Below are 25694 nucleotides of genomic sequence, written 5' to 3' on the forward strand. Positions count from 1 at the left end.
ACGCGCGCGTGCCCCCGACTCCTACGACAGCTACTTCTTCTGCAGGACCGAGAGGTCCTCGTCCGTCTGTGGCACCGACACCGTGCCCCGGTCGTCGGGCAGTGTCTGGATCGTGAAGCCCGGTACGCCCTCCTCGGTCGCCGACAGCGTCCGGGCCGCGTACACCGGGCCGCCCGACTGGGGCTCGATCGTCAGCGCGTACGTGCCCTTCAGGCCGCCGGGGACGGGGAGTTCGACGTCCTCGGTGGTGCCGGCCTTGATCGTGTACGTCTTCGAGACGGGCGTACCGCCGCCGCTGCCCGCGGACGCGGTGACCTTGACCGTCGCGGTGCGGGTGGGCGCGACCAGGGACAACGTGGTGCCCTTGGCACTGTTGTCGACGGACGTCGCGCGCGTGTCCACCGGGCTGGTCGCGGAGATGAACGCCGTCTCCTGCTTGCTGCCCTTGCCCCGTACGACCTTCAGCGCGGCGACGACCGGCACGGACTGGTCGGTCGGCGTCAGGATCAGGGAGCCCGGGTCGCCGCGCGTGACGTCGCCCAGGTCGACGGCGGTCGTCATGCCCGACTTCACGTGCACGGTCTCGTGCCCGGCCGGCGTGATCATCCCGGTGGGTGAGGACAGTCGCACCTTCAGGTCGGCGTCCGAGTCGCCCGGTGTGAAGGCGATCAGCCGTACGGAGGTGGCGTCCTTCGGGATGCCCGGCATGACCAGGCTGCCTGCCGGGTCGGTGGACGCGGCCAGCCAGTCGCCGCCGAGCTTGGCGTCGAGCGCCTGCACGGACGCGCCGACCCGGCCGCTGCGCACGGTCACGTGCACGGTCAGGTCGGCCTCCTGGTCGTCGGTGAGCGTGGACAGCAGGATCGGCTCGCTGGCGTGCGGCTCGACCGTGATGCCCTCCCCCACCGTCGACTTGAGGTCGCCGTCCTTGCCATAGAGGCCGATGTCGACGACGGCGGCGGAGTCGTCCGGGTTGGTGAGGTTCACGTAGTCGGTGCGGTCGGCGGAGGTGCTGGCGCCCGGGAACCAGAACTCGGTGTCCGGAGCGGTGCAGTTGACGCCCTGGAGGCCGCGGCCGTTGCCCGCGGCGACCTCGGTGGTCTCCTGGACGGTCCAGCCGGGCGCGTACTTGCCCTCGGCGGTGCCGAGCAGCGCGGGCGAGTCCGCGCCGGAACTGTCACCGGTGGCCGGTGTGCCGGGGTCCTTGGGCTCAAGGACGGGCTTGGCGGGCTTCTTCTTGCCGCTCGTGCCGTCGCCCGACTCCTCGGTGACGGACTGCAGTTCGGCCTTGCCGCTGCTTCCCGTGCCCGTCGTGACGGGCGTGAAGGACGTGTACGACGTGTCGGCGAGGTCGGAGGTGCTCGGTGCCGGGCACAGCAGGCTGGTGCGCTCCACGGGCAGTCGGGCGGCCGCCTTGGCGGTGCCAGAGCCGGCCGCGGCCGGTGTGTTCATCTCGGCGAACCCGGTGACGGCGGCGAGCGCGACCACGCCGGCGAGGAGGGACAGGGTGGTGCGGTTCACTGCTGGCTCCCGTCGGGGCGCTCACTGCCGTGCGGATGCTGCTGGGCCGGGTCGTACGTCGGGTCGTAGGCGGGGTCGTAGTTCGGGTCGTAGCCCTGGTTCTGCCCCTGGTTCTGGTCGTAGCCCTGTTCGTACGTCGGGTCGTACGCCGGTGTCGGGGGCTGACCGCCGTACGCGTACGGGTCGTACTGGCCGCCCTGGTAGGGGTCCGCCTGGTACGACTGGTCGTAAGTGCCCGCCTGGTACTGCTCGTTGGCCTGGTACTGCTCGCCGCCGTAGGTGCCGTATTCGGCGCCCGCATAGCTCGCGGTGTCCCACTCGCCGTAGGACTGCTGCTGCGGGATCGCGGCGGCTGCCTCCTCCGCAGGAGGAGGTGGGGTGTTGGTGGCGAACGCGTCGAACTGCCCGGTGTCCGCGGGGTCGTCGGTCTGGTCGGTGGACTCGGCCTCGGCCTGGGCGCGCAGGCGGCGGGCCCGGCGGCCCTCGCCCGCGACCGCCTGGGCCGGGATCAGCTCCTCCTCGGGGAGGTCGTCGTCGATCTCGCGGCGGCGGCCCGGGAGGGCGAGCACGACGAGGACGAGGGCGAGTGCGCCCTGTGTCCACAGCCAGGCGGTGTGCCCGATCGGGTCGTCGTAGGTGACGTCCAACCTGCCGCCGGAGGCGGGGAGTTCGAAGCCCTGGGCCCAGCCGTCGACCGTGGTGCGGGTGAGCGGCTTGCCGTCCAGGGTGGCCGTCCAGCCGACGGCGGCCGAGTCGGCGAGGCGCAGCACGCGGCCGGTGGCGCCGGACGGGACCGTGGTGTGGATGTCGACGGGTCCGGCGGCGACGGGCTTGGGGGCGGCGGAGCCGGTGACGATGGCCGCGCGGGAGACCTGCGCGTCCACCCGCCACAGGGCGCTGCCGTCGGCCTGGCTGAGCCTGCTGAGGCCGGGGGTGGCGTCCAGGACGCGGCTGACCTCGCGGGGCGCGCCCTTGTGGACGAGGACGTAGCGCACGGCGAAGCCGCCGAGTTCGTCGGCCTGGTCGGCGCCGGAACCGGCGACGAGGTTGGCGACGACCTTGTCGAGCCTGGTGTTCTCCCCATCCGCGGCCGCGAATTCGGCGTCTCCCATGCGGGCGCCGGAGCCGCGCACCAGCATGTAGCCGACGTGGGCTGCGGAGTCGCTGTCGAGGACGAGGGTGCGGGCCTGGTCCTGGGTGCCGCTCTCCTCGGCGACGAACGCGGGCACCTGGGTCGGGTCGTGGCGCTCCAGGGGGCCGTCGGCGCCGCGGATCATCCAGCCGGCGGCGACGAGCAGCGGGCCCGCGGCCGAGGCGAAGGCGATCAGCACGGCCACCGGCTGGCGCCAGCCGAAGCTCTGCTCGGCCACACGCGCGCGTGCCCCGTCGGCGCCGAGCGCGGCGGCGGCGAGGAGGGCGAGGCCGTAGACGAGGGTCGCGGGGCCCGCCCAGGTGGAGCTGTTGGACAGGACGGCGAAGACGAGGCCCACGAGGGCGACGCCCCAGGCCGTCCAGATTCCGAACTGCCGCTCACTGCGCAGCAGGGCGGCGAGCGCGGCCAGCACGATGCCGATGAGCATCAGGCCACTGACCGTGCCGGGGCCGCCCGGGCTGGCACCGAGCAGGTCGAGGGGGGACGCGGCCCCGGAGCCGTACTCCAGACCGGCCTGCTGGAAAAAGCCGAACGGGAGCAGCGTCAGCGACCAGGGCGCCAGGATCAGCAGCGGGGTGCCGAACTGGGCCAGGAAGCGCGGGCCGTAGCCGACGAGGTCGCCGCGGCGCACGGCCAGCAGCGCGATGCCCAGGAGCAGCGCGATGGGCCAGATGATCGGCGTGAAGGCGGTGGTGATCGTCAGGAGCAGGGCGTACGCCCAGGTGGCGCGCCAGCTGCCGCGGGCCCCGGAGGAGTGGGTGAGGCCGCTGGCAGCGATGCCCGCGCGGGCCATCAGCGGGAGCAGCACGGCGAGCACGGCGGTGCCGATGCGGCCGCCCGCGAGGGCGCCGGTGGCGGCGGGCAGGAAGGCGTAGACGACGGCCGCCCACGCGCGCAGCAGCCGGGACTCGACGAGCGGGCGGGACGCGAAGTAGGCGGTGAACCCGGCCAGCGGGACCGAGGCCACCAGCAGGACCGTGACGGCGAAGCCGGTCGAGCCGAAGAGCAGCGAGGAGAGCATCGCGACGAGCGCGAGGTACGGCGGCGCGGACGGAGTGCCGCCGGCGCCCACCGGATGCCAGGAGTCCAGGAAGCGTGACCACAGCTCACCGGAGTCGCCCGGGGCGGGCAGCAGCGCGCCGCCCGTGAGCGCGCCGCTGCCGAGCAGTCCGCGGCAGGCGACGAGCGAGACCAGCAGCAGCACCAGGAACAGCACCGGGCCCGGCTTGCGGGCGATGCGCCTCACGCGCGCGAACTGGTCGATCTCCAGGAAGTCCGCGTCGTCGCCGCCGGGTCCGGACTCGACCGCGCCGCCGTGCCGGCCGGCTCCGGAGGTGATCTCGGGGTCGGAGGTGTCGACGAAGCTCCCGGCGACCTGTTCGAAGGTGGCCCGGACGGTCGCGCCGGGCGGCGGGAACAGCGGCCTCAGTTCGGCCTTGTCGATCTGCGCGCCGGCGCGCCTGCGCCGTCCGGCGATGATCCGCTCGGGGCGCAGCAGGGTCCCCAGGAGGCCGCGGATCTCGTCGAGGGCCTGTCCGGGGACCTTGCCGACGAGGTTGGCGACGGTCCGCAGCAGTGTGCCGACGACGACCCTGAAGAGGACCCAGGGCAGCACGGCCGTACGGCTGTTGACGAGCAGGGTGTAGACGGCGCCGGCCTTGTCGACCTTGTGCGGGGAGGCGACGGTGCGGCCCGCGCAGTCGACGGCACGGCGCTCGCGGGAGGCCGCCTCGGCGTGCCGTACGACCGCCTCGGGGGCGACCAGGACGCGGTGGCCGGCGGCGGTGGCGCGCCAGCACAGGTCGACGTCGTCCCGCATCAGGGGCAGCCTGCGGTCGAAGCCGCCGAGCTCGTCGAAGACATCGCGCCGGACGAGCATGCCCGCGGTGGACACCGACAGCACGGGCCGCACGTGGTCGTGCTGGCCCTGGTCCTGTTCGCGGCGGTCGAGGCCGGTCCAGCGGCGGCCGGAGTGGGCGATGGTGACGCCGACCTCCAGGAGCTGCCGCCGGTCGTACCAGCCGCGCAGCTTGGGGCCTACGACAGCCACGTCGTCGCGGCCCAGTTCGTGCTCCTGGTCCACGACCCGCAGCAGCTGGGCCAGGGCGTCGGGTTCCGGGGCGGAGTCGTCGTGCAGCAGCCACAGCCACTGGACGGGCTCGCCGTGCGGGAGTTCCGGCAGGTCGTAGGCGTCGTCGCGCCACGTGCGCGTGACGGGGTCCCAGCCGCTGGGGCGCTTCAGGTACGGCAGCTCGTCCGGGGTCAGCACGGGTGCGGTGCGGTTGGCCTCCTCGACGGCCTGGCCGAAGCCGGTGCGCCGGGCGAGGTGCAGCACGCGGTCGGCGCCGAGGGCGTCGGTGACCAGCTGGGCGGAGTCGTCCGCGCTGCCGGTGTCGGCGGCCATGACGCTCTGCACGGGGCGCTCCTGGCCGAGCAGCCCGGCGAGCGCGTCGGGCAGCCAGCGGGCGCCGTCGTGGGAGACGAGCACCGCGGTCACCACGTGACGCGGGAACTCAGGAGTGGCAGCGTCGTGTTGGGCTGCCGTGTGGCTGTGCACGGACATCGAGGTACGGGCCCCGGTTCGATGGACTGCGGTGGACGCCCGTGTCCCGAGGGGACTGCGGTACGTCTCGGACGAGCGCCCACACTATCGGCTGGGCACAGCGACGGCCCGCCGCCTGTGGATAACCCAGCTGCGACGGGCCGTTCAGTACGTCCCGAGGTGTGCCCCGCGGTATGTCCCCGGGTGTGCCGTCCGGTTCAGACGGCGGCCTTCTTGAGCCGGCGGCGTTCCCGCTCGGAGAGGCCGCCCCAGATGCCGAAGCGTTCGTCGTTGGCGAGGGCGTATTCGAGGCACTCGGAGCGGACCTCGCAGGCGAGGCAGACCTTCTTGGCCTCGCGGGTGGAGCCGCCCTTCTCGGGAAAGAAGGACTCGGGGTCGGTCTGGGCGCACAGCGCGCGCTCCTGCCAGCCGAGTTCCTCGTCCGCGTCGTCGACCAGCAGTTGCTGCACCAGCTCGGTCATGTGCGCCCCTCGTCTGTCTTTCGCGTCCCCGTGATGTAGCCGTCACCGATGTCGGCTGAACGACACGAGTGAAATTACAAGTGTGCTGCTCCGGGCGAGTCAAGCCGAGATCTGCTATTGGGCCCCTTATTCACTCTGCGGAACCAAGGCCTAGCGGAAAGTGTTCAAATCGGCATAAACCTTGACAGGGCAGAGGAGACCCTCGCGGGCCTCCTACCCCAAGACAGGGCCTGTACGGGGGAGGACGCTCAGGAGTTCGATCTCGTTCCAACGGGGTTTGTGCGCCCGGTTGTGCGCCATGTGTCCCGGTAGGCTCCTGAACAAACCTTTCACCTCGGAGATGAACCGGATGAGGTGAAACATGTCCCACATACCGGGCGTCGAGTTGACAGTGCGGGTGTGAACCGCTGTCCTTGTGGGCATGCTCGCGAACTTGGCACTCACCTCGACCCGCACCGCCGGGTCCCTCGGTGCTGCCCACGCTCGCTGTAGCTGTTGTCGCTGTTCCAGCTGTTGAGCCCTACGCGCTCCGGCCTTGCTTGTTTGCTTGCTTTCTTGTCTTGGTGACACCCAGCCCCCGCCGTTACTTCTTACGCCGAGGAACCACCGCACCCCCATGAACAGCGACAACGACCTCCAGATCGCCGGCGACATCCTCGAAGTCCCGCATCTTCTCCAGACCCCGCGCGAGCACCCGGCCACCGTGGCCGAGTTCGTCGGCCTGGCGCGCTCCGTCGCCGCCGACCGCACGCAGTGGGAGCACCTGGTCGAGTACGACGCGACGAGCCGCTGGTACCACCGGCTGCGCACCGGCCCCGGCTACGAGGTGTGGCTGCTGTCCTGGGTGCCCGGGCAGGGCAGCGGGCTGCACGACCACGGTCTCTCCTCCGGTGTGCTGACCGTCCTGGACGGCACGCTGACCGAGCGCACCGAGCGGGGCACGCGCGCGTTGGGGGCGGGCGCGCAGCGGATGTTCGCGCCGGGGTACGTCCACGAGGTCGTCAACGACACCTTGGAACCGGCCATAAGCCTGCACGTCTACTTCCCGGGCCTGACCGAGATGCCGATGCACACGGCGTGCGCGCGGCGCACCGGGTCGGAACCGGTCGACGCCGTGACCGCCTGACGCGATGCGGTGACGGCTCGGCGCCCGATGCGACGACTGCCTGCCGCATTGTCAGACCCGCCTGCAAGACTTGTGCCCATGCGCATTGTGGTTCTGGCAGGCGGTATCGGTGGTGCCCGGTTCCTGCGCGGTCTCAAGCAGGCCGTGCCGGACGCGGACATCACGGTGATCGGCAACACGGGGGACGACATCCACCTCTTCGGGCTGAAGGTCTGTCCCGACCTCGACACGGTGATGTACACGCTCGGCGGCGGCATCAACGAGGAGCAGGGCTGGGGTCGGGCCGACGAGACCTTCCACCTCAAGGAGGAGCTCGGGGCGTACGGGGTCGGGCCGGAGTGGTTCGGGCTCGGCGACCGGGACTTCGCGACGCACATCGTGCGGACGCAGATGATCGGCGCCGGGTTTCCGCTGAGCGCGGTCACCGAGGCGCTGTGCGACCGGTGGAAACCGGGAGTACGGCTCATCCCCATGACGGACGACCGCGTCGAGACGCATGTCGCCGTTGAGGTGGACGGCGAGCGCAAGGTGATCCACTTCCAGGAGTACTGGGTGCGGCTGCGCGCGTCGGTGGCCGCCGAGGCCGTCGTACCGGTCGGGGCCGAGCAGGCCAAGCCCGCGCCCGGGGTCCTGGAGGCCATCGCGGAGGCGGACGTCATCCTCTTCCCGCCGTCCAACCCGATCGTCTCCGTGGGCACGATCCTCGCCGTGCCCGGCATCCGGGAGGCCATCGCCGAGGCCGGGGTGCCCGTGGTCGGCCTCTCCCCCATCGTCGGGGACGCGCCCGTGCGCGGGATGGCCGACAAGGTGCTCGCTGCGGTGGGCGTGGAGTCCACGGCCACGGCGGTCGCCGAGCACTACGGCTCGGGACTCCTCGACGGCTGGCTCGTCGACACCGTGGACGAGGCCGCCGTAGCGGACGTCGAGGCGGCCGGCATCCGCTGCCGGGCCGTGCCGCTGATGATGACCGACGACGAGGCGACCGCGCGGATGGCGCGGGAGGCGCTGGCGTTGGCGGAGGAGGTGCGGGCGGCATGAGCGAGGTGGCACCGGTGGAGGGTTACCGGGTCTGGGCCGTGCCCGGGATGCCCGAGGTCGCGGCGGGAGACGATCTCGCGAAGCTGATCGCCACGGCCGAGCCCGGGCTCGTCGACGGGGACGTGCTCCTCGTCACCTCGAAGATCGTGTCCAAGGCGGAGGGGCGGATCGTCGAGGCGGCCGACCGGGAGGCCGCGATCGACGCCGAGACCGTACGGGTCGTGGCGCGGCGCGGGGCCCTGCGGATCGTGGAGAACCGGCAGGGGCTGATCATGGCCGCCGCCGGGGTCGACGCCTCCAACACCCCTGCCGGCACTGTGCTGTTGCTGCCCGAGGACCCGGACGCGTCCGCGCGCGCGATCCGCGACGGGCTGCGGGACGCGCTCGGTGTCAACGTCGGGGTCGTCGTCACCGACACCTTCGGGCGGCCCTGGCGCACGGGGCTCACGGACGTCGCGATCGGCGCCGCAGGGGTGCACGTACTGGACGATCTGCGCGGGGGCACGGACGCGTACGGCAATCCGCTGAGCGCGACGGTCGTGGCGACGGCGGACGAACTGGCCGCCGCCGGTGATCTGGTCAAGGGCAAGGCCGCGGGGCTGCCGGTGGCTGTGGTGCGGGGGCTGGCGCATGTCGTGACCTCCGAGAACGACGGGACGGGGGCTCGGGCCATGGTGCGGGGCGGGCGCGACGACATGTTCCGGCTGGGGACGTCGGAGGCGGTACGGGAGGCGGTGACCCAGCGTCGTACGGTGCGGGCCTTCACGGACGAGCCGGTGGACCCCGGTGCCGTACGACGGGCCGTGGCCGCGGCGGTGACCGCGCCGGCGCCGCATCACACGACGCCGTGGCGGTTCGTGCTGCTGGAGTCCGCCGAGTCTCGGGGGGCCTTGCTGGATGCGATGCGCGATGCGTGGATCGCGGATCTGCGGCGGGACGGGAAGTCGGAGGAGTCCATCGCGAAACGGGTGCGGCGCGGGGATGTGCTGCGCGGGGCGCCGTATCTCGTGGTGCCGTGTCTCGTCATGGACGGGTCGCACACGTACGGGGATGTGCGGCGGGACGGGGCCGAGCGGGAGATGTTCGTGGTGGCCGCGGGGGCGGGTGTGCAGAATTTCCTGGTCGCGCTTGCCGGGGAGCGGTTGGGGTCGGCGTGGGTTTCGTCGACGATGTTCTGCCGGGATGTTGTGCGGGGGGTGTTGGGGTTGCCGGAGGGGTGGGATCCGATGGGGGCGGTGGCTGTGGGGCATGCGGCGGCGTCGCCTGCCGCTCGGGCTGAGCGGGATGCGGGGGCGTTTATCGAGGTGCGGTGAGTCGCCGTTGGGGGCTGTGTCGGTTGCGGGTGCGTGTCGTTTGTGGCTGGGCGCGCCCACGCGGCGGAGCCGCATATTCGACACAGCCCCGCGCCCCTGAAGGGGCGCTACCGCCTAGGCTCCTAACACTCTTCAGGTAACTCACCTCACCCCTGGAACTCACCGTGGCCGGACGTTTTGCTCCTCGGCCCACTCCTACGACTGTGCGGGGTGGGCATGTTGTGGTGCCTGGGAGTGTGCCTCGGCAGGTCGGCGAAGCGGGGCGTGTGCGGAGCTGGGTGCCGAGCGGGGCGCTTGATCTCGGGCTGGTGCTCGGGCCGTTGCGGCGGGGGCCCGGGGATCCCACGTTTCGGGTGACTGCGGACGGGGCTGTGTGGCGGGCCAGTCTTACGCCGGTCGGGCCGGGGACCTTGCGGGTGTCCGGTCACGGGAGTGAGGTGCGCGGGGAGGCATGGGGGCCCGGGGGCGAGTGGTTGTTGGCGCGGTTGCCGGAGATGCTTGGTGCCGCTGATGATCCTGATGCGTTTGTGCCTCGGCATCGGCTTGTGGCGGTGGCTCAGCATCGGCGGCCGGGGCTCAGGCTGACGCGGACCGGGCTCGTGTTGGAGTCGTTGATTCCGTCCGTGCTGGAGCAGAAGGTGACGACCGACGAGGCGTATCGGGCCTGGCGGTTGTTGGTGCGGAAGTTCGGGGAGCCGGCGCCCGGGCCTGTGGGCGGGCGGATGTGGGTCATGCCTGCGCCGCGTGCCTGGGCGTTGATTCCGTCGTGGGAGTGGCATCGGGCCGGGGTCGACGACAAGCGGGCCTCGACGATTCTGCGTGCCGTACGGGTTGCTGCGCGGCTTGAGCAGGCCGTGTCGATGTCGGCGGAGGATGCGCGGGCCCGGTTGGAGGTGGTGCCGGGGGTGGGGGTGTGGACGTCCGCGGAGACCGTGCAGCGGAGTCATGGGGCGGCGGATGCGGTGACTGTGGGGGATCTGCATCTGCCGGGGATCGTGGGGTGGGCGTTGGCCGGGGACCGGGATGCGGACGACTCGGTGATGTTGTCGTTGCTGGAGCCGTATGCGGGGCAGCGGCATCGGGCGGCTCGGTTGATTCTGCTGAGCGGGAGGACGCCGGCCAGGCGTGCGCCGAAGATGCCTCGGGGTGACATCGGGAAGTTGTGAGAGTGCGGGTGGGTGGGGGTGCGGGTCCTCCTGGGGGCTCCGCCCCCAGACCCCCGACCTATGCCCACCCACCACCCGACTCGGTAGGCCCAGAAGTGGACCATCGACCGACTCGGTGGGCCCAACAGTCGCCCACTGACCCAACTCGGTAGGCCCAACAGTCACCCACTGACCCGACTCGGTGGGTCGAAGAGTCACCCACCCGAGCACCCCCGTCCCCTACTGATCCGAAGAGAACCGCACCGCCCCCGCCGGAATCCGCACGTCGCACCACACCCGCATGCCGTCCCGGAGTTCGTTGTCGGCGCCGATGATCGCGCCGTCGCCGATGACCGTGCCGGTGAGGACGGAGCGTTCGCCGACTCGGGCTCGGGTGCCGATGAGGGAGTCGGTGATCACGGCGCCCGGTTCGATGACGGCGCCGGGGAGGATCGTCGAGCCGAAGACCCTCGCGCCCTCCGCCACGAACGCGCCCTCGCCCACCACCGTGCCGCCCGTCAGCTTGGCGTCGGGGGCGACCCGGGCCGTGGGGAGGACCAGGCGGTCGCCGCAGCGGCCGGGGATCGCGGGGGACGGGGCGCGGCCCAGGACCAGGTCCGCCGAGCCTCGAACGAAGGCGGCTGGAGTGCCGAGGTCCAGCCAGTACGTCGAGTCCACCAGGCCTTGGAGGTGGGCGCCGGCTGCCAGCAGGTCCGGGAATGTCTCTCGTTCCACCGACACCGGGCGGCCCGCCGGGATCGTGTCGATGACCGAGCGGCGGAAGACGTACGCCCCCGCGTTGATCTGGTCGGTGACGATCTCCTCGGGGGTCTGGGGCTTCTCCAGGAAGGCCAGGACCCGGCCCGTCTCGTCCGTGGGGACCAGGCCGTAGGCGCGGGGGTCCGTCACCTTGGTGAGGTGGAGGGAGACGTCCGCGCCCGTTGTCTCGTGGGTGTCCACGAGTGCCCTGATGTTCAGGCCCGTCAGGATGTCGCCGTTGAAGATCAGGACCGGGTCGTCGGGGCCGGAGTGGAGGCGCGAGGCCACGTTGCGGATCGCGCCGCCCGTGCCGAGGGGCTCGTCCTCCGTGACGTACTCGATGTGGAGGCCGAGTGACGAGCCGTCACCGAAGTGCGGTTCGAACACCTCCGCCAGATAGGAAGTGGCCAGGACGATGTGGTCCACGCCCGCCGCTCTCGCTCTCGCCAGCTGATGCGTGAGGAACGGCACCCCCGCCGCCCTGACCATCGGCTTCGGGGTGTGCACCGTGAGCGGGCGCAACCGGGTGCCCTTGCCGCCGACCAGGAGGATCGCTTCTGTCACCTGTCGTCTCTGCTTCCTGCCGGGACCGGCCGAGCTGTTTTCTCGGCCGGCCAGTGTCTGTCAGCGGCCCTGGAAACGGGCCGACGTCGAGCGGGCCGAGCCGAGCTTGCCGTAGAGCTGCCGTCCTGGGCACTCTGTGGCGAACCCGTCCCGATGGCCGGAGATCACATTGAGTCGTACGTTCTTTCCCTTTCGGTAGAGATTGCCACCCCCGGACTTCAGGTATGTCTTGCCGCGCGGATTGACTCCGTAGAGCCCGAGCTTCCACGCGGTGAGTCGGGCGATGGCCGTCACTGCCGCCGAGGACGGTTTGGCGGTGCCGAAGGTTCCGAGGACCGCGATCCCCATGCTGTTGGTGTTGAAACCGAGGGTGTGTGCACCCAGGACCGCCTTCGCCACTCCCCCGGCACGCCCCTCGTAGATGTTTCCGCACTTGTCCACGAGGAAGTTGTAGCCGATGTCGCGCCAGCCACTGCTCCTGACGTGGTAGCGGTAGATACCACGAATGACTGAAGAGGCTTGCGAGCAGCGGTAGTTGTTGCCGGTGGCGGTGTGGTGAACGAAGGCCGCCTTGACCTTCTTCGTGTAGACGAACCCCTTCTCGCGCAGCTTCTCGTCGGCGCCCCAGCCACGCCGGGTGATGATGCGCGGCCGTGGCCCGATGTACGGCGCGGCCCGCTCCGCCCGCGTCAGCTCGGGGCCGCGCAGCGCGACCAGTTCGCGTTCGGTGGCCTGCCTGTCCAACGCCGGGATCTCGGTGGCGCCGAGCGGGACCAGGTCGGTGTTGGCAGCGGACGCTGACGACGCTGACGACGCTGCGGCCATCTCGGCGGTGGGGGGTGCGGCGGCTCGGGCGCTCGCGGACGCGGGTTCCGCGCCCGGGTCCACGAGTTCGAGGTGCAGGCCGGCGGGGAGGGAGGAGGTCCGCGGGTCTGCGGTCCGGGTGGCTTCGGTGTCGGCGTCCGCTCTTACGCGTACGTCCACTCCGTCCGAGTCGCCCACCCACAGCGGGGCCGTGGAGCCGTGGACCCGGCCCGAGGTGCGCTCGGCGGTGCCGGGGTCGGCGCCGTGGTCCTCGTTGTGGGTGTCGACGTCCTGCCAGCCGGACCAGGTACCGGTGCCGGTGGCCCTGGTGCGGACCTGGACGCTGCCATGCAGTTCGGTGTCCGGGTTGTCCCAGATGACGCCGACGAGGGAGAAGCGGTGTACGTCGTCGCGGGTCAGGCCCTGCTCGGGGGCCGAGCCGAGGGTGCGGTCGCGGGTTCGGGGGGCGAGGGGCAGCGACTGGGTGCTGCCGGGGAGGTCCGGTGCGGCGGCCGTCGACACGGATCTCGTGCCGCTCGTTGGCTGCGCCGCCGGTGCCGGTGCCGGTGCCGCGACCGCGGGCAGGGTGAGCGGGAGGGCCAGTGCGGCCACACAGGTGACGCCGATCGAGGAAGCAAGGAATCCACGCATGCTCCTGATTCTGAACATAGCCATACATATCCGCCCATCCGGGAATTGACGGACCGTCGGCTGCCGTTCGCCCGAACCGGTGGTCCCGCACTCCGTGCACGACCGTGCGTCCGCGTACGCTTGCGCGGGTGAACGCCACCGATCGCACCCCTGCCGACCTGCTGCGTTCCGCGCTCGCCGCGGATCCCGGCCGCCCCCTGGTGACCTTCTACGACGACGCCACGGGGGAACGTGTCGAATTGTCCGTGGCCACCTTCGCCAATTGGGTGGCCAAGACCGCCAACCTGCTTCAAGGGGACCTCGGCGCGGGGCCCGGTGATCGGGTCGCGTTGTTGTTGCCGGCGCATTGGCAGACGGCGGTGTGGTTGCTGGCGTGTTCGTCCGTGGGAGTGGTCGCGGACGTGGGGGGCGATGCGGGTGCGGCCGACGTGGTCGTGAGTGGGCCTGAGTCGTTGGAGGCGGCGCGAGCGTGTGGTGGGGAGCGGGTTGCTCTTGCCTTGCGGCCGCTCGGGGGGCGGTTTCCGCAGACTCCGGCTGGGTTTGTCGACTATGCCGTTGAGGTGCCGAGTCAGGGGGATCGGTTTGTTGCGTTCTCGGCGGTGGATCCTGAGGAGCCTGCGTTGGTCGTCGGCGGGAGTGAGTTCACGGGGGCCGAGGTTGTTGAGCGGGCCCTTGCCGACGGGGGTGCGGATGCGGGGGCTCGGGTGTTGTCGGGGTTGTCGTACGACACGTGGGAGGGGTTGAGCGTGGGGTTGTACGGGCCGCTTGCCTCTGGGGGGTCTGTGGTGTTGTGCCGGAATCTTGATCAGCTGGGTGAGGAGTCTTTGGCCAAGCGGGTCGAGAGTGAGCGGGTGACTGTTACGCGCTACTGAAGGGGGTGGGGAGGGTTGTTTGGCGAGTGACGGCCGGTGGGGGCTGGTCGCGCAGTTCCTCGCGCCCCTGAAGACAAAAGCACCAGTCACCCGAATGGACCCCCACCGCCCGCCGCCCCCGCCCCATCCACGCCATGGTCGTAAGAGCAGAAGCCGACGCAGAACCACTCGCAGGACCACACGCTCGTCCTCGGCCATGAGGGGTGGACCGCCCGTGTTCGACGACACCGTAGGAGGCGTTCTCGGGCCGGGGGCGGGGGCCTCCGCCTCCGGGGCCGGGCTCATACGTCGGCGGCGTCGGCGATGGGTGCGGGGAACGGCGATCGGGGTTGCCGTGGTCCTCGTGGGGGCCGCCGGGGTCGGGTGGGCCCTCTACGCCAAGCTCGACGCGAACATCACCCCCGACAACGCCGCCGCTGCCGAGCTCGCCCGGTACGAGAAGGAGCGGCCTACCGCGTTGGTGAAGGGGGCGCAGAACATTCTGCTGATCGGGTCCGACTCGCGGTCGGGGGACGGGAACTCGGAGTACGGGCGGGACTCGGGGACCGAGCGGTCGGACACGACGATCCTGTTGCATCTGGCGGCCGACCGGCGCAGCGCCACCGCCGTGTCGCTGCCGCGGGACCTGATGGTGGATGTGCCGGGGTGTCTGCGGCCGGACGGGACGCGGAGCGAGCCGATGTTCGCGATGTTCAACTACGCGTTCCAGATGGGGGGTTCGGGGTGCACGATCCGGACCGTGGAGAAGCTGACGAACGTGCGGATCGACCATCACATGGTGGTGGACTTCCACGGGTTCAAGGACATGGTCGATGCCGTGGACGGGGTGCAGGTCTGTCTCAAGGCTCCTATTCGTGACAAGGCCGCCAAGTTGAGGCTGCCCGCGGGCAGGGTCACGCTCGACGGGGAGCAGGCGCTCGGGTATGTGCGGGCGCGGAAGTCGCTGGGTGACGGCAGTGACACCGATCGGATGGACCGTCAGCAGGGGTTTCTGGGGGCGCTCGTCAACAAGGTGCAGAGCGACGATGTGCTGTTCAATCCGGGGAAGTTGTATCCGGTGCTGGACGCGGCCACCTCGTCGCTCACCACCGATCCGGAACTGGCCAATCTGCGCGGTTTGTACGAACTGGTGCGCGGCCTGCGGAACATCCCCACCGAACATGTGCAATTCCTCACCGTTCCGCGGGAGTCGTACATTTACAACGCGAATCGCGACCAGCTCGTGGAGCCCGAGGCCGAAAAGCTGTTCGCCCGGCTTCGGGCGGACGCGACTGTCGCGGTGACGAAGGAAGTACCGCGGGATTCAGCCACAAATACCCTTAATACGGCGCCCGGTTCGGAGGCCACGCCCGCGCCGACGTTCCGTGGGAACACCGCCGCCGAGGACACCTGCGGGTAATGCGCTCACCAAGTCGACGAACTTTTGTTCCGAAAAATAGGGCGGATTGACCGGTTGTAGGGACGTGGAATTTGTCACCGCAGTCACTTGCCGCTCAACTGGACGGATAGTGTGAGCGATCCGGTGTGCTGTGTACTTGCGCATCGGATGTACGAGACCCGAGCGCCTGGAGGGGGAAGGCGCCGCGTGGCCCCGACGGAGGATTCGGTAAACCGTGGACGCGCAAGGCCGTGGGCGGGCGGACAACATCGACCCCGCAGACCAGTGGGTACTCAATCCGAACACTGGCGAATACGAACTGCGACTGACTCCTTCCACACCGCAGTCAGCGGTGCCGGGGCCCCGTAGAGCCACTGCGCAGAACCGCAGTGTGGCGGCGCCGGAGCGGGAGACGGTCCCGAGGAGTCCCGGGCGTGAGGTGCCGGCGCCGCGCAGACGGCGGGGCGCACCCGAGGAGCCACCGGGGCGGCGCGGGCGCCGGCCGGTGAAGAAGAAGGCCAGGGGCAAGAAGGTCCTGATGTGGACCGGCGGCGGTCTGGCCCTCGTGCTGGTCGCGGTCGCCGGAGGCGGCTACCTCTACATCAAGCACCTCAACGACAACATCACGGCCGTCTCCGACGACGGCGCGAGCACCGGCGGTTTCAGCAAGGGCAAGGCCATCAACCTGCTGGTGATCGGCACCGACAAGCGCACCGGTGCGGGCAACGAGGGCTACGGCGACTCCGGCAGCGTCGGCCACGCGGACACCACGATCCTGCTGCACGTGTCCAAGGACCGCTCGAACGCGACCGCGCTCAGCATCCCCCGTGACCTGATCACCGACATCCCGGACTGCCCGACGACCCAGTCGGACGGCTCGTCCAAGGTCATCCCGGGCACGACGAGTGTCCGCTTCAACACCAGCCTCGGGCAGGGCGGCCGTACGCCCAGCTGCACCGTGCGGACGGTCACCGAGCTGACCGGGATCCAGCCCGACGACTTCATGGTGGCCGACTTCAACGCCGTGAAGACGCTGACCGACGCGGTCGGCGGCGTCGAGGTCTGTCTGGCCAAGGACATCGACGACTCCGACTCGCATCTGAAGCTGTCCAAGGGCACGCACAACATCTCGGGCGAGCAGGCGCTGGCCTTCGTGCGCACCCGGCACTCGGTGGGCTTCGGCGGTGACCTGAGCCGGATCACGCTGCAGCAGCAGTTCCTCAGCGCGCTGATGCGGAAGCTGAAGTCCAACTCCACGCTCACCAACCCCGCGAAGATGCTGAAGCTCGCGGAGACCGGCACCAAGGCGCTGACCGTCGACGACAACCTCGACACCATCGGCAAGCTGAAGGACCTCGGTCTGGAGCTGGGCAAACTCAACCCGAAGAACCTGACCTTCACCACCGTGCCGGTCGTCGACAACCCGGCGGAGAAGACCCCGGTGACGGTCGTCCTCAACAACTCGACCGCCCCGCAGGTCTTCTCGCTGATCAAGAGCGACACCTCCTTCACCGCGGTCAAGCAGAAGGCCGCGAAGGAGAAGGCCGCCGTGGCCGCCCGGCTCAAGGGCACCAAGTCCGCCGCCTCCGCGGTGCGGGTCCGGATCCTCAACGGAGGGGCCGACGCCGGCAGCGCACAGGAAACTCTTACGTGGCTGCAGAATGATGAGGGCGTGCTCAAGTCCGAGAACGCGGGCAACGCTCCGGCGGTGCTGGCGAAGACGACCCTTGAGTACGCACCCGACCAGGCGGACCAGGCTCGCAGGCTCGCCGCCATCATGGGCCTCTCGGGGTCCGCGATGAAGCCGGGGAAGAGCGTGGAGAACTCCCAGGGGCTGCCGGCGATGACGCTGACCCTGGGCAAGGACTTCAAGGGAGCCGGCGTCCCGCTCACCTCGACCTCCGGGTCGACGCCGGAGGGGGTCCAGAAGTCCACGGCGGACAAGGTTGAGTGCGCCAAGTAAGTGACCACACGGGTCCGTTCCGCGTCTCACAGGGCGCGGGGCGGACCCGTGTGTCAGGCGCAGGCTTGGGAGGGGTGGGGACTTGACTCAGAGCAGCGTGCGCGGGGAGGTGCCGGCGGTTGAGGACACGATGTCGCTCACGCCGGCGGACGGGAAGAGACGGGCGGACACGAACGGGGGCGGCCGCAAGGGCCGTAGACGCCGGGCGTTGCGCTGGTCGGCGATCGTCCTCGCGGTGGTCATACTCGGGACGGCCGGCGCCGGATACCTGTACTACCAGCACCTCAACAGCAACATAAAGAAAGACCCCCTGAACATCGGGGACGAGAAGGACAGGGCGGCCCAGTCCAAGGCCAACGCGGCGGGCCAGACCCCGCTGAACATCCTGCTGATCGGTTCGGACGCGCGGGACTCCGCGGAGAACCAGAAGCTCGGCGGCGCGAAGGACACCTTCGGCACCCCGGCCCGCGCCGACGTCCAGATGCTGCTCCATGTCTCCGCGGACCGCAGCAACATGTCGGTCGTGAGCATGCCCCGTGACACCCTGGTGGACATCCCCAAGTGCACGGACCCGGACACCGGCAAGAAGTACGCGGCGGAGACCGACGTCATCACGAACGACTCGCTGGGCCGCGGCGGCCCCGGCTGCACGGTGGCGACCTGGGAGAAGCTGACCGACATCCACATCGACCACTTCATGATGGTCGACTTCTCGGGTGTGGTGTCGATGGCGGACGCGATCGGCGGGGTGCCGGTCTGTGTCGACGCCAACGTCTACTCGCACACCTCCTCCGGCAAGGGCTCCGGCCTGAAGCTGAAGAAGGGCACCACGTCGGTCAAGGGCAAGCAGGCCCTGCAGTGGCTGCGGACGCGCTACGGCTTCGAGGACGACACCGACATCGCCCGGACCAAGGCGCAGCACCAGTACATGAACTCGATGGTCCGCCGGCTGCGCGAGAACGCCACGCTGAGCAATCCGACCAGGCTGCGCAGCCTCGCCGAGACGGCCACCAAGGCGATCACGGTCGACAACGGTCTCGGGACCGTGGCCAAGCTGTACGACCTGAGCAAGGAACTGAAGAAGGTTCCGACCGGCCGGATCACCATGACGACCATGCCGTGGGAGTACTCGGGCAGCAGCGGCCGGGTGGTGCCCAGGCCGACCGACGCGGCGAAGCTGTTCCGGCTGGTCCGTGAGGACATCGCGCTGGACGGCAAGGACAAGAAGAAGACGGCCACGGCGGTGAAGGCGTCCACCGATCCGGCCGCCGCCGACGACCAGATCGCCGTCCAGGTGGAGAACGGCACCCGGACCAGCACGACGAGCGCGGTGCGGGGGCGGGCGACCGCGGTGGCCGAGCTCCTCGTCGGGAAGGGCTTCAAGGAGGCGGTGGCGGACTCGTCGACGGTCCTCAGCGAGGCCACGACGGTCATCCGCTATCCGAGCGCGGACCTGGAGGGTGACGCCCAGCGGGTCGCCAAGGCGCTCGGTGTCCCGACGAGCGCGGTGAAGAAGTCCACCAGCGTCTCCGGGGTCACTCTGATCGTCGGCGCGGACTGGACCACCGGCACCACGTACAAGGCACCGGCCGAGGACGACACGACACCGCCGTCGGCCGACGCCCTCAACGGTTCGGACACCACGGCCTGCATGCACGTCGACCCGAACTACGTCTGGTCGTAGTCCGGGTCGTCGTTCCTTGTGGCGGTACTCAGCTGCTGGTCGAGCTGAGTACCGCGGGCCGCCGGGACGCGATCACCCTGCGCGCAAGGGACTTGGGGCTGGTGAGGAAGCCGTAGCCCCACGACATGTGCATGGTGGCGAGGGCGACGGGGATCTGCAGGCGGGCCTTCAGGGACAGGCCCTTGCCCGCCGGGAGTGAGCCGAGGGTGATCGCCGCGAGGTAGCCGGCCGGGACCAGGAAGCCCCACGGTGTCAGTGCCGCGCCGACCACGATGCCGGCCGCGATCGCGCAGACGGCGGTCGGCGGGGCGAGGTAGCGCAGGTTGATGGAGCCCTCGTGATAGCGGGCGACGACGTGCCGCCAGCGGCCGTAGTCCTTGTACTGCTTGGCCAGCGCCTTCACGCTCGGCCTCGGGCGGTACGACACCTTCAGCTCGGGCGAGAACCAGATCAGGCCGCCCGCCTCCCGGATCCGGAAGTTCAGCTCCCAGTCCTGGGCACGGATGAACTCCTCGTTGTAGCCGCCCTGTTGCTCCAGTGCCTCGCGGCGGAACACCCCGAGGTAGACCGTCTCGGCGGAACCCGCTTCCCCTCCCGTGTGGAAGGCCGCGTTGCCCACGCCGATCTTCGAGGTCATCGCGGCGGCGACCGCGTCCTCCCAGGCGTTCTCGCCCTCGGCGTGCATGATGCCGCCGACGTTCTGCGCGCCGGTCTCCTCCAGGAGCCGTACGGCGGTGGCGATGTAGTTCGGCGAGAGCATGCCGTGGCCGTCGACGCGGACGACGATCGGGTGGCGGGATGCCTTGATCGCGGCGTTGAGGGCGGCGGGGGTGCGGCCGGCCGGATTCGGGACCGTGTGGACACGCTTGCTTTTAAAAGATGCAGTCTCCGCTACGAGCTCGGCCGCGATCTCGTCCGTACGGTCCTTCGACGGACCCAGGGCGAGCACGACCTCCATCTCGCCGTCGTACTCCTGCGCGAGGATCGCTTGGACGGCTCCGCGCAGATGCCGCTCCTCGTCGAGGACGGGCATGATCACAGAAACGGCGGGGAGTCGCACGTCGGGCTTGGCGTTCATAGGGGGCTCACGTTACCGCGAACGGGGGACACCGATGCGCCCGCCCGGGGCGGCGGCGGTGGTATCAGATCGTATCGGCCTACGGTGCTCAAGATCCCACGTACGGCCCTCGCGGAGGTGTCCCCCATGCCCACGCCGCCCCGCCGCTCCCCCGCCGCCCGTCCCCCTCAGCGCCGCCCACGGCCCCCCGTACGGCCGAAGAAGCCGCGCTGGGCCATGCGGGCGGCGACGACGCTGTCCGTGGTGGTGCTCGCGTCCGCCGGGATCGGGCACGCGGTGGTCACCAGCCTCGACGCGGACATCGCCCGCGTCGACCCCTTCAAGGACATGAAGAACCGGCCGCGCGCGGGCCACGGCATGAACGTCCTGCTCGTCGGCACCGACGGCCGCGACAAGATCACCGAGGCGGAGCGGCGCGCGTACCATCTCGGCGGCGCCCCCTGTCACTGCACCGACACGATCATGATCGTGCACATCTCGGAGGACCGGGAGCGGGCCAGCGTCGTCAGCATCCCGCGCGACTCCTACGCCGAGACGCCCCCGCACACCGACCAGACCACCGGCGAGCACCACGGCCCGCACCCCATCAAGATCAACGCGGCGTACGCGGAGGGCGGCCCGAACCTCACCGTCCAGACCGTCGAGTCCATGACCCACGTGAAGATCGACCACTACCTGGAGGTCGACTTCACCAGCTTCATGAAAACGGTCGACGTCCTGGGCGGGGTGAAGATCTGTACCGCCGAGCCCCTGAAGGACTCGTACACCGGCCTCGATCTGTCCGCCGGCACGCACACGCTGATGGGCGGGCAGGCCCTCCAGTACGTCCGTTCCCGGCACGTCGACGGCGCCTCCGACCTCGGCCGGATGAAGCGCCAGCAGCGTTTCCTGGCGGCGCTGATCGACCAGGCCACGTCCTCCGGGGTGCTGCTGAATCCGCTGAAGTTCCGTGATGTGACCCACGCCGTGCTCGGGTCGGTCCGCGCGGACAAGGGCTTCGGCACCGACGAACTGCTCGACCTCGGCCGGGCCATGCGCAGCTTCTCGCCCTCCTCCTCCGAGTTCACCACCGTGCCCATCGGGCAGATGGGATACGTCGTGAAGGGCATCGGTTCCACGCTGAAGTGGGACGAGCCGAAGGCGGCCAAGCTCTTCCAGGCCCTGCGCGACGACAAGCCCCTGACCGTGCACAAGGCGGCGCACGCCAACGCCGTGAAGGTGGACGTGGCCCCGCAGCAGATCCAGGTCCAGGTGGAGAACGGGACGGCGACCGGCGGTCTCGGCAAGCGCGTGGACGCGGCGCTCGCGGCGACCGGGTTCCGTACGACGCACCAGCCGACGAGCGCGGCCGACCGCACCGTACGACGGACGGTCGTCGCCTACGACCCGCGCTGGGACCGTTCCGCGAAGTCCCTCGCGGCGGCGCTGCCCGGGAGCGAGCTGCGGGCGGTGAAGGGGCAGGGGCCGCTGCTGAAGGTGATCGCCGGGAGTGACTTCAAGCAGGTCACGCGGGTACGGGCGACGGATGTGCAGCAGGGCGAGTTCGGGGTGGTGACCGGGGACGAGGTGGGGTGTGCCTGAAAAAGTGTGACACTTCGCCTTTTTCTGTAACACTTTTTCGGGAAGGGTCAGTCGTCGAGGCCCTCCGCCGCCCGCTTCTCGCGCAGCTCCATGATGGCGCGGCGGCGGGCCAGGCGGTGGGTGCGGCGGATCTGGGCCTCCTGGTGACGGCGCTCGTCGCGCTCGGTCTCCGGGAGGACCGGCGGCACCCGGCGCGCTTTGCCGTCGGCGTCCACGGCGGCGAAGACCAGGTACGCCGAGCCGACCTGGGTGGCCGGGTTCGACTCGTTCCAGCGCTCGGCCATGACCCGCACGCCGACCTCCATGGACGTCCGCCCGGTCCAGTTGACCTGCGCCTTCACATGGACGAGGTCGCCGACGCGGACCGGTTCCAGGAACGCCATCTCGTCCATCGACGCGGTGACGGCCGGTCCCCCGCTGTGCCGCCCGGCGACGGCGCCGGCCGCGTCGTCGACCAGCTTCATGATCACACCGCCGTGCACCGTGCCCAGCAGGTTCGTGTCGGCGTTGGTCATGATGTGACTGAGGGTGGTCCGGGAGGCGGACGTCGGCTTGCCCGGCAGGGGGTCTGTCATGGACTTCACCTTATGCCGGGTGGACATCTGCGGACTTTGTGTTGGCTTCGCAACAGCAGTGCCCTGATTTTCCTACGACCCTTGTAAACGACATAGCCGCTACCTGCACACTGGGCCCCATGAACGATTGGCCCGAGGGATGGTCCGGCGGCAACCGCGGCAACGAGTACGGACGCGGCAGCGCGAACGCACAGCCGGAGAGCGCACGTGTGATGCGTCAGGTACGACGCGGCCCGCAGGCCCCGCCGTACGGCGCCGGAGTCCCGCCGCAGCCGTCGTACACGGACGGCCAGGGCTATGACGAGGGCCAGAACGGCTACGGCCAGGGCGGCTACGACAACGGGCACGACGGCTACAACACGGGCCAGGTCTACGGCGGTGGTGGGCCGGGCGGACCGGCGGGGCCGGACGGCGGGCGGGGTCCGCGGCGCGCGCCGAACTGGCGCCGTCGTATCAAGTGGACCGCGATCACCCTGGTCACGGTGCTGGTCGTGACCTCCGTGGCGACCTACTTCTGGGCCGACTCCAAGCTGAACCGTGACGTCGACCTGTCGAAGGTGATCGACCGGCCGGAGGCGGGCGACGGCACGAACTACCTGATCGTCGGTTCCGACAGCCGCGAGGGGCTGACCGCCGCCGAGAAGAAGAAGCTGCACACCGGTTCCGCCGCGGGCAAGCGCACGGACTCGATGATGATCCTGCACGTGGGCGACAGCGGCGACACGCTGATCTCGCTGCCGCGCGACTCGAACGTCACGATCCCGTCGTACGTGGGATCCACCTCGGGCAAGACGTACCAGAACACGGGCCGGCAGACGAAGCTCAACGCGGCGTACGCGGAGGACGGCCCGACGCTGCTCGTCCGGACCGTCGAGTACAACATGGGCCTGCACATCGACCACTACGTCGAGATCGGCTTCAACGGCTTCGCGGACATCGTGGACGCGGTCGGCGGGGTCACGATCGACATCGACAAGGGCTTCAAGGACTCGTACTCGGGCGCGGACTTCAAGGCCGGCAAGCAGACGCTGAACGGCGAGCAGGCCCTCGCCTTCGTCCGTACGCGGCACGCGTTCGCCGCGTCGGACCTCCAGCGCACGAAGAACCAGCAGAAGTTCCTGTCGGCGCTGGCGCACCAGGTCGCGACGCCGGGCACCCTGCTGAACCCCTTCAAGCTCTACCCGACGCTCGGCGCCGGCCTCGACTCCCTGTCCGTCGACAAGGACATGTCGCTCTGGGACCTGGCGTCCATGTTCTGGGCGATGAAGGGCGTCAGCGGCGGTGACGGCACCTCGATGAACATGCCGCTCTCGGGCTCCGTCGGTGGCAACCTCGTCTGGGACAAGGCGAAGGTGAAGACGCTGGTGAACGAGCTGAACAACGACCAGAAGGTCACGGTCTCCGGTAACTGAGCAGAGCTACTGGGCCCTGCCGCACGCGAGCAACGCGATGTGCGGCAGGGCCAACTCGTCTCCCCCGGCGGTGAATTCACCGGCCAGCCGCTCGTACTCCCGCCGGATCCGCACGACCGTCCCCGCCTCCTGCGAGGTGACGACCAGCCCCGCCGTGGCGACCCCGGCGGCGGGTCCGCCCCACCACGCGTCGACGGTGGTGCGGTGGTCCCACTCCAGCTCGACCGCCCGGGCGTCCGTGAAGCCCGCCTCGCGGAGCAGCTCCGCGAACCCGTCCGCCGTACGCGCGAAGTCCTCGGCCGGGTCGAGCCGTGGCAGATCCGCGGGGATCACGGCCTCCGCCGCCGCGAACGCCCGACCGAACAACTCCTGCCCGGCGCCTCTCCGCGCGCCCCACGAGGTCAGCGCGACCCGGCCGCCCGGCTTCAGCACCCGCCGCAGTTCGGCGAGGGCGGCGCGGGGGCGGCCGACGTGGTTGACGACGAAGTTGCCGACGACGGCATCGAACTCGCCGTCGGGGAAGGGCAGTTCGGGCAGTACGGCGACGCTCGCCGCAACGCCTGCCTGCTGCGCGGCGGCCACCATCCCGGCGTCCGCGTCCACGGCACACACCCGCGCACCCCGCGCCAGCGCGGCCAGGGCCGCCGTACCGGTCCCGGTGCCGACGTCGAGGACGTACGTCCCGGCCTCGACCCCGGCCGTGTCCAGCAGTTGCGCCACAGGGTGTGCGCAGAGAAGCGCGAAGCTCCCGGCATAGGCGTCGGCGCGGCCGGCCCACATGGTGCGTTCGGCGGTGTCGAAAGCCTGGGTCGGATCGTTCATGGGCCGCAGCATGCCGGACGAAGCAGCGAGGGCACCCGCCGGGGGTGCCCTCGACTCGCGTCAGTCGGCGCTCACATCGCCGCGCCCGGCGTCACCCATCCCCTCTCTCCATCGGGCATCCGCTCCGAACGGGTTTCCTCACTGAAGTCGGCAAGAGCCACCGACATCGAACCGGAGGCCGCGTCGTCGAGGCCCTGCCGACGTCCATATGGCCATGCCGACTCACGCCACTGTCAGGCCACACCGAACAGCCCACGCGTTGAACCCATGCCGTCCGCCGGGCGGACAAGTCCAAGGGCGCCGTCCATTGCCAGCCGGGCACGATCCGGAGCATCCGGCATGAGGTCCCCGTAGTACCGCTCCGTGAAACTGACGGATGAGTGGCCGAGCCACACGGAGACCTCGCTCACCGGCACGCCCTGGGACAACAGGGACGCGGCGTAGAAGTGCCGGAAACTGTGCGGTTTGAAATAGGCGATGTCGGCGGCAGCCAAGGCGGGTTTCCAGATCCTGGAGTACCAGTAGTACGGGTACAACAAGCCGGTGCGAGTGACGTTGCTGAACAGGAGTTCTTCAGGACCCCAGGTCTCGTACTGGTTGAGATGCCGACGCACAGCCAGGGCCACCACGTCAGGGAGCGGAACATCCCGTCCTCTGTCGCCCTCCTCACGCCACTTGATGTGACGAAGCCGCATGCTGCCGTACTTGCCCGATCCGGTATCCCCGTCGCAGGCGACCTGCCGGTCGATTGTGAGTGTCCTACCGCCGAAGTGGATCCGGTCTCGCCCGATGCCCATGGCCTCACCGAGACGCAAGCCGCATCCGGCCATGAGCCAGAACATGCCGCGATAGCGCTCAGGTGCCGCCCCAATGGCAGCGTGCACAACTTCCGCGCTGGGGACGTGGACTTCGGCTCGCTGGTCTCGGTGCGCCCGTGCCCGGCTGACAGGGAGGTCGACTCCTTTGCAGGGGTTGCTGTCGGCCAGCCCGCATTCCGTCGCCCAGGCGAAAACCGACATGAGGATGTTGAAGCGGAACCTCGTCGTGGACGGTTTGTACTTTCGCGTGTGGGTCATCCATGTGACCCATTCCTCGATGTCGGCCGGCACGAGTGCGCCGATGATCCGCGCCCCGAAGAACGGTACGACGCTTCGGCTCAGGATCGACCGATACTGCTTGACGCTGCTGTTTTCCAAGCCACGCGTCGTAGCCCATCGTTCGAAGACCACAA

General features: G+C 70.0%; 19 protein-coding genes. 10 read left to right on the forward strand and 9 right to left on the reverse strand.

What is annotated here, in order from left to right; genetic code table 11:
* Positions 1-30 precede the first annotated feature (30 nt).
* The 3 genes from AB0I69_RS46315 to AB0I69_RS46325 form a co-directional block, all read right to left on the reverse strand.
* On the reverse strand, positions 31-1521 hold the full coding sequence (locus AB0I69_RS46315; protein WP_363101875.1) for a DUF5719 family protein: 1491 nt from the start codon (positions 1519-1521) through the stop codon (positions 31-33).
* Positions 1518-5237, reverse strand: a complete 3720-nt coding sequence (locus AB0I69_RS46320) for a glycosyltransferase (protein WP_363101876.1) — start codon at positions 5235-5237, stop codon at positions 1518-1520. The genes AB0I69_RS46315 and AB0I69_RS46320 overlap by 4 nt, the downstream gene beginning before the upstream one ends.
* A gap of 197 nt (positions 5238-5434) precedes the next feature.
* Positions 5435-5698, reverse strand: coding sequence for a WhiB family transcriptional regulator (locus AB0I69_RS46325; protein ID WP_003975777.1), 264 nt, complete (start codon positions 5696-5698; stop codon positions 5435-5437).
* A gap of 616 nt (positions 5699-6314) precedes the next feature.
* On the opposite strand from AB0I69_RS46325, the gene AB0I69_RS46330 reads away from it, so the two are divergent.
* The 4 genes from AB0I69_RS46330 to AB0I69_RS46345 all read left to right on the forward strand — a co-directional run bounded on the left by AB0I69_RS46330 (position 6315) and on the right by AB0I69_RS46345 (position 10341).
* Entirely contained in the window at positions 6315-6824 is a 510-nt protein-coding gene (locus AB0I69_RS46330; protein WP_363101877.1) for a cysteine dioxygenase family protein, read from the forward strand.
* Positions 6825-6902: 78 nt separating this feature from the next.
* Complete coding sequence (cofD, locus tag AB0I69_RS46335) at positions 6903-7862, forward strand: 2-phospho-L-lactate transferase (RefSeq protein ID WP_363101878.1); 960 nt, start codon at positions 6903-6905, stop codon at positions 7860-7862.
* The gene (locus tag AB0I69_RS46340) at positions 7859-9175 is read left to right on the forward strand and encodes a coenzyme F420-0:L-glutamate ligase (RefSeq protein ID WP_363101879.1); all 1317 of its coding nucleotides are present in this window, start codon (positions 7859-7861) and stop codon (positions 9173-9175) included. The genes cofD and AB0I69_RS46340 overlap by 4 nt, the downstream gene beginning before the upstream one ends.
* 164 nt (positions 9176-9339) lie before the next feature.
* Positions 9340-10341, forward strand: a complete 1002-nt coding sequence (locus AB0I69_RS46345; RefSeq protein ID WP_363101880.1) for a DNA-3-methyladenine glycosylase 2 family protein — start codon at positions 9340-9342, stop codon at positions 10339-10341.
* 219 nt (positions 10342-10560) lie between these two features.
* On the opposite strand, the gene AB0I69_RS46350 is transcribed toward AB0I69_RS46345, so the two are convergent.
* Together AB0I69_RS46350 and AB0I69_RS46355 are read right to left on the reverse strand one after the other, a co-directional pair.
* Positions 10561-11643 carry an NDP-sugar synthase gene (locus AB0I69_RS46350; RefSeq protein WP_363101881.1) on the reverse strand — a complete coding sequence of 361 codons (1083 nt, stop codon included), beginning with the start codon at positions 11641-11643 and terminating at the stop codon, positions 10561-10563.
* 60 nt (positions 11644-11703) lie between these two features.
* Positions 11704-13098, reverse strand: a complete 1395-nt coding sequence (locus tag AB0I69_RS46355; RefSeq protein WP_363101882.1) for a peptidoglycan recognition protein — start codon at positions 13096-13098, stop codon at positions 11704-11706.
* Positions 13099-13226: 128 nt separating this feature from the next.
* Between AB0I69_RS46355 and AB0I69_RS46360 the strand changes: the two genes are divergently transcribed.
* From AB0I69_RS46360 to AB0I69_RS46375, 4 genes are all read left to right on the forward strand, one after another.
* Entirely contained in the window at positions 13227-13970 is a 744-nt protein-coding gene (locus AB0I69_RS46360; RefSeq protein ID WP_363101883.1) for a TIGR03089 family protein, read from the forward strand.
* Between the two features lie 283 nt (positions 13971-14253).
* Positions 14254-15369 carry an LCP family protein gene (locus AB0I69_RS46365; protein ID WP_363101922.1) on the forward strand — a complete coding sequence of 372 codons (1116 nt, stop codon included), beginning with the start codon at positions 14254-14256 and terminating at the stop codon, positions 15367-15369.
* A gap of 214 nt (positions 15370-15583) precedes the next feature.
* Positions 15584-17311, forward strand: coding sequence for an LCP family protein (locus AB0I69_RS46370; protein WP_363101884.1), 1728 nt, complete (start codon positions 15584-15586; stop codon positions 17309-17311).
* 130 nt (positions 17312-17441) lie between these two features.
* The gene (locus AB0I69_RS46375; protein ID WP_363101923.1) at positions 17442-18995 is read left to right on the forward strand and encodes an LCP family protein; all 1554 of its coding nucleotides are present in this window, start codon (positions 17442-17444) and stop codon (positions 18993-18995) included.
* A gap of 28 nt (positions 18996-19023) precedes the next feature.
* Here the strand turns inward: AB0I69_RS46375 and AB0I69_RS46380 are convergent, their stop codons facing one another.
* Entirely contained in the window at positions 19024-20073 is a 1050-nt protein-coding gene (locus AB0I69_RS46380) for a glycosyltransferase family 2 protein (RefSeq protein ID WP_363101885.1), read from the reverse strand.
* A 126-nt stretch (positions 20074-20199) separates the two neighbouring features.
* Here AB0I69_RS46380 and AB0I69_RS46385 point away from each other — a divergent pair, with 126 nt between their 5' ends.
* A complete protein-coding gene (locus AB0I69_RS46385) occupies positions 20200-21654 on the forward strand; it encodes an LCP family protein (protein ID WP_363101886.1) in 1455 nt (484 codons plus the stop codon).
* 47 nt (positions 21655-21701) lie between these two features.
* Here the strand turns inward: AB0I69_RS46385 and AB0I69_RS46390 are convergent, their stop codons facing one another.
* Positions 21702-22256 carry an acyl-CoA thioesterase gene (locus AB0I69_RS46390; RefSeq protein WP_363101887.1) on the reverse strand — a complete coding sequence of 185 codons (555 nt, stop codon included), beginning with the start codon at positions 22254-22256 and terminating at the stop codon, positions 21702-21704.
* 92 nt (positions 22257-22348) lie between these two features.
* Here AB0I69_RS46390 and AB0I69_RS46395 point away from each other — a divergent pair, with 92 nt between their 5' ends.
* Positions 22349-23641, forward strand: a complete 1293-nt coding sequence (locus AB0I69_RS46395) for an LCP family protein (protein ID WP_363101888.1) — start codon at positions 22349-22351, stop codon at positions 23639-23641.
* 6 nt (positions 23642-23647) lie between these two features.
* On the opposite strand, the gene AB0I69_RS46400 is transcribed toward AB0I69_RS46395, so the two are convergent.
* Entirely contained in the window at positions 23648-24463 is an 816-nt protein-coding gene (locus AB0I69_RS46400; protein WP_363101889.1) for a methyltransferase domain-containing protein, read from the reverse strand.
* A gap of 233 nt (positions 24464-24696) precedes the next feature.
* A complete protein-coding gene (locus tag AB0I69_RS46405; RefSeq protein ID WP_363101890.1) occupies positions 24697-25659 on the reverse strand; it encodes a site-specific integrase in 963 nt (320 codons plus the stop codon).
* Positions 25660-25694: the final 35 nt, after the last annotated feature.

The organism is Streptomyces sp. NPDC050508 (assembly GCF_040655155.1).
Lineage (GTDB): Bacteria > Actinomycetota > Actinomycetes > Streptomycetales > Streptomycetaceae > Streptomyces.

Excerpts from the sequence above, each read along its gene's own strand:
- AB0I69_RS46375 (WP_363101923.1), top strand. The coding sequence starts at position 17,442 with ATGTCGCTCACGCCGGCGGACGGGAAGAGACGGGCGGACACGAACGGG.
- cofD (WP_363101878.1), top strand. The coding sequence starts at position 6,903 with ATGCGCATTGTGGTTCTGGCAGGCGGTATCGGTGGTGCCCGGTTCCTG.
- AB0I69_RS46385 (WP_363101886.1), top strand. The coding sequence starts at position 20,200 with ATGCCCACGCCGCCCCGCCGCTCCCCCGCCGCCCGTCCCCCTCAGCGC.
- AB0I69_RS46395 (WP_363101888.1), top strand. The coding sequence starts at position 22,349 with ATGAACGATTGGCCCGAGGGATGGTCCGGCGGCAACCGCGGCAACGAG.
- AB0I69_RS46320 (WP_363101876.1), bottom strand. The coding sequence starts at position 5,237 with ATGTCCGTGCACAGCCACACGGCAGCCCAACACGACGCTGCCACTCCT.
- AB0I69_RS46340 (WP_363101879.1), top strand. The coding sequence starts at position 7,859 with ATGAGCGAGGTGGCACCGGTGGAGGGTTACCGGGTCTGGGCCGTGCCC.
- AB0I69_RS46400 (WP_363101889.1), bottom strand. The coding sequence starts at position 24,463 with ATGAACGATCCGACCCAGGCTTTCGACACCGCCGAACGCACCATGTGG.
- AB0I69_RS46380 (WP_363101885.1), bottom strand. The coding sequence starts at position 20,073 with ATGAACGCCAAGCCCGACGTGCGACTCCCCGCCGTTTCTGTGATCATG.
- AB0I69_RS46325 (WP_003975777.1), bottom strand. The coding sequence starts at position 5,698 with ATGACCGAGCTGGTGCAGCAACTGCTGGTCGACGACGCGGACGAGGAA.
- AB0I69_RS46355 (WP_363101882.1), bottom strand. The coding sequence starts at position 13,098 with ATGCGTGGATTCCTTGCTTCCTCGATCGGCGTCACCTGTGTGGCCGCA.
- AB0I69_RS46330 (WP_363101877.1), top strand. The coding sequence starts at position 6,315 with ATGAACAGCGACAACGACCTCCAGATCGCCGGCGACATCCTCGAAGTC.
- AB0I69_RS46390 (WP_363101887.1), bottom strand. The coding sequence starts at position 22,256 with ATGTCCACCCGGCATAAGGTGAAGTCCATGACAGACCCCCTGCCGGGC.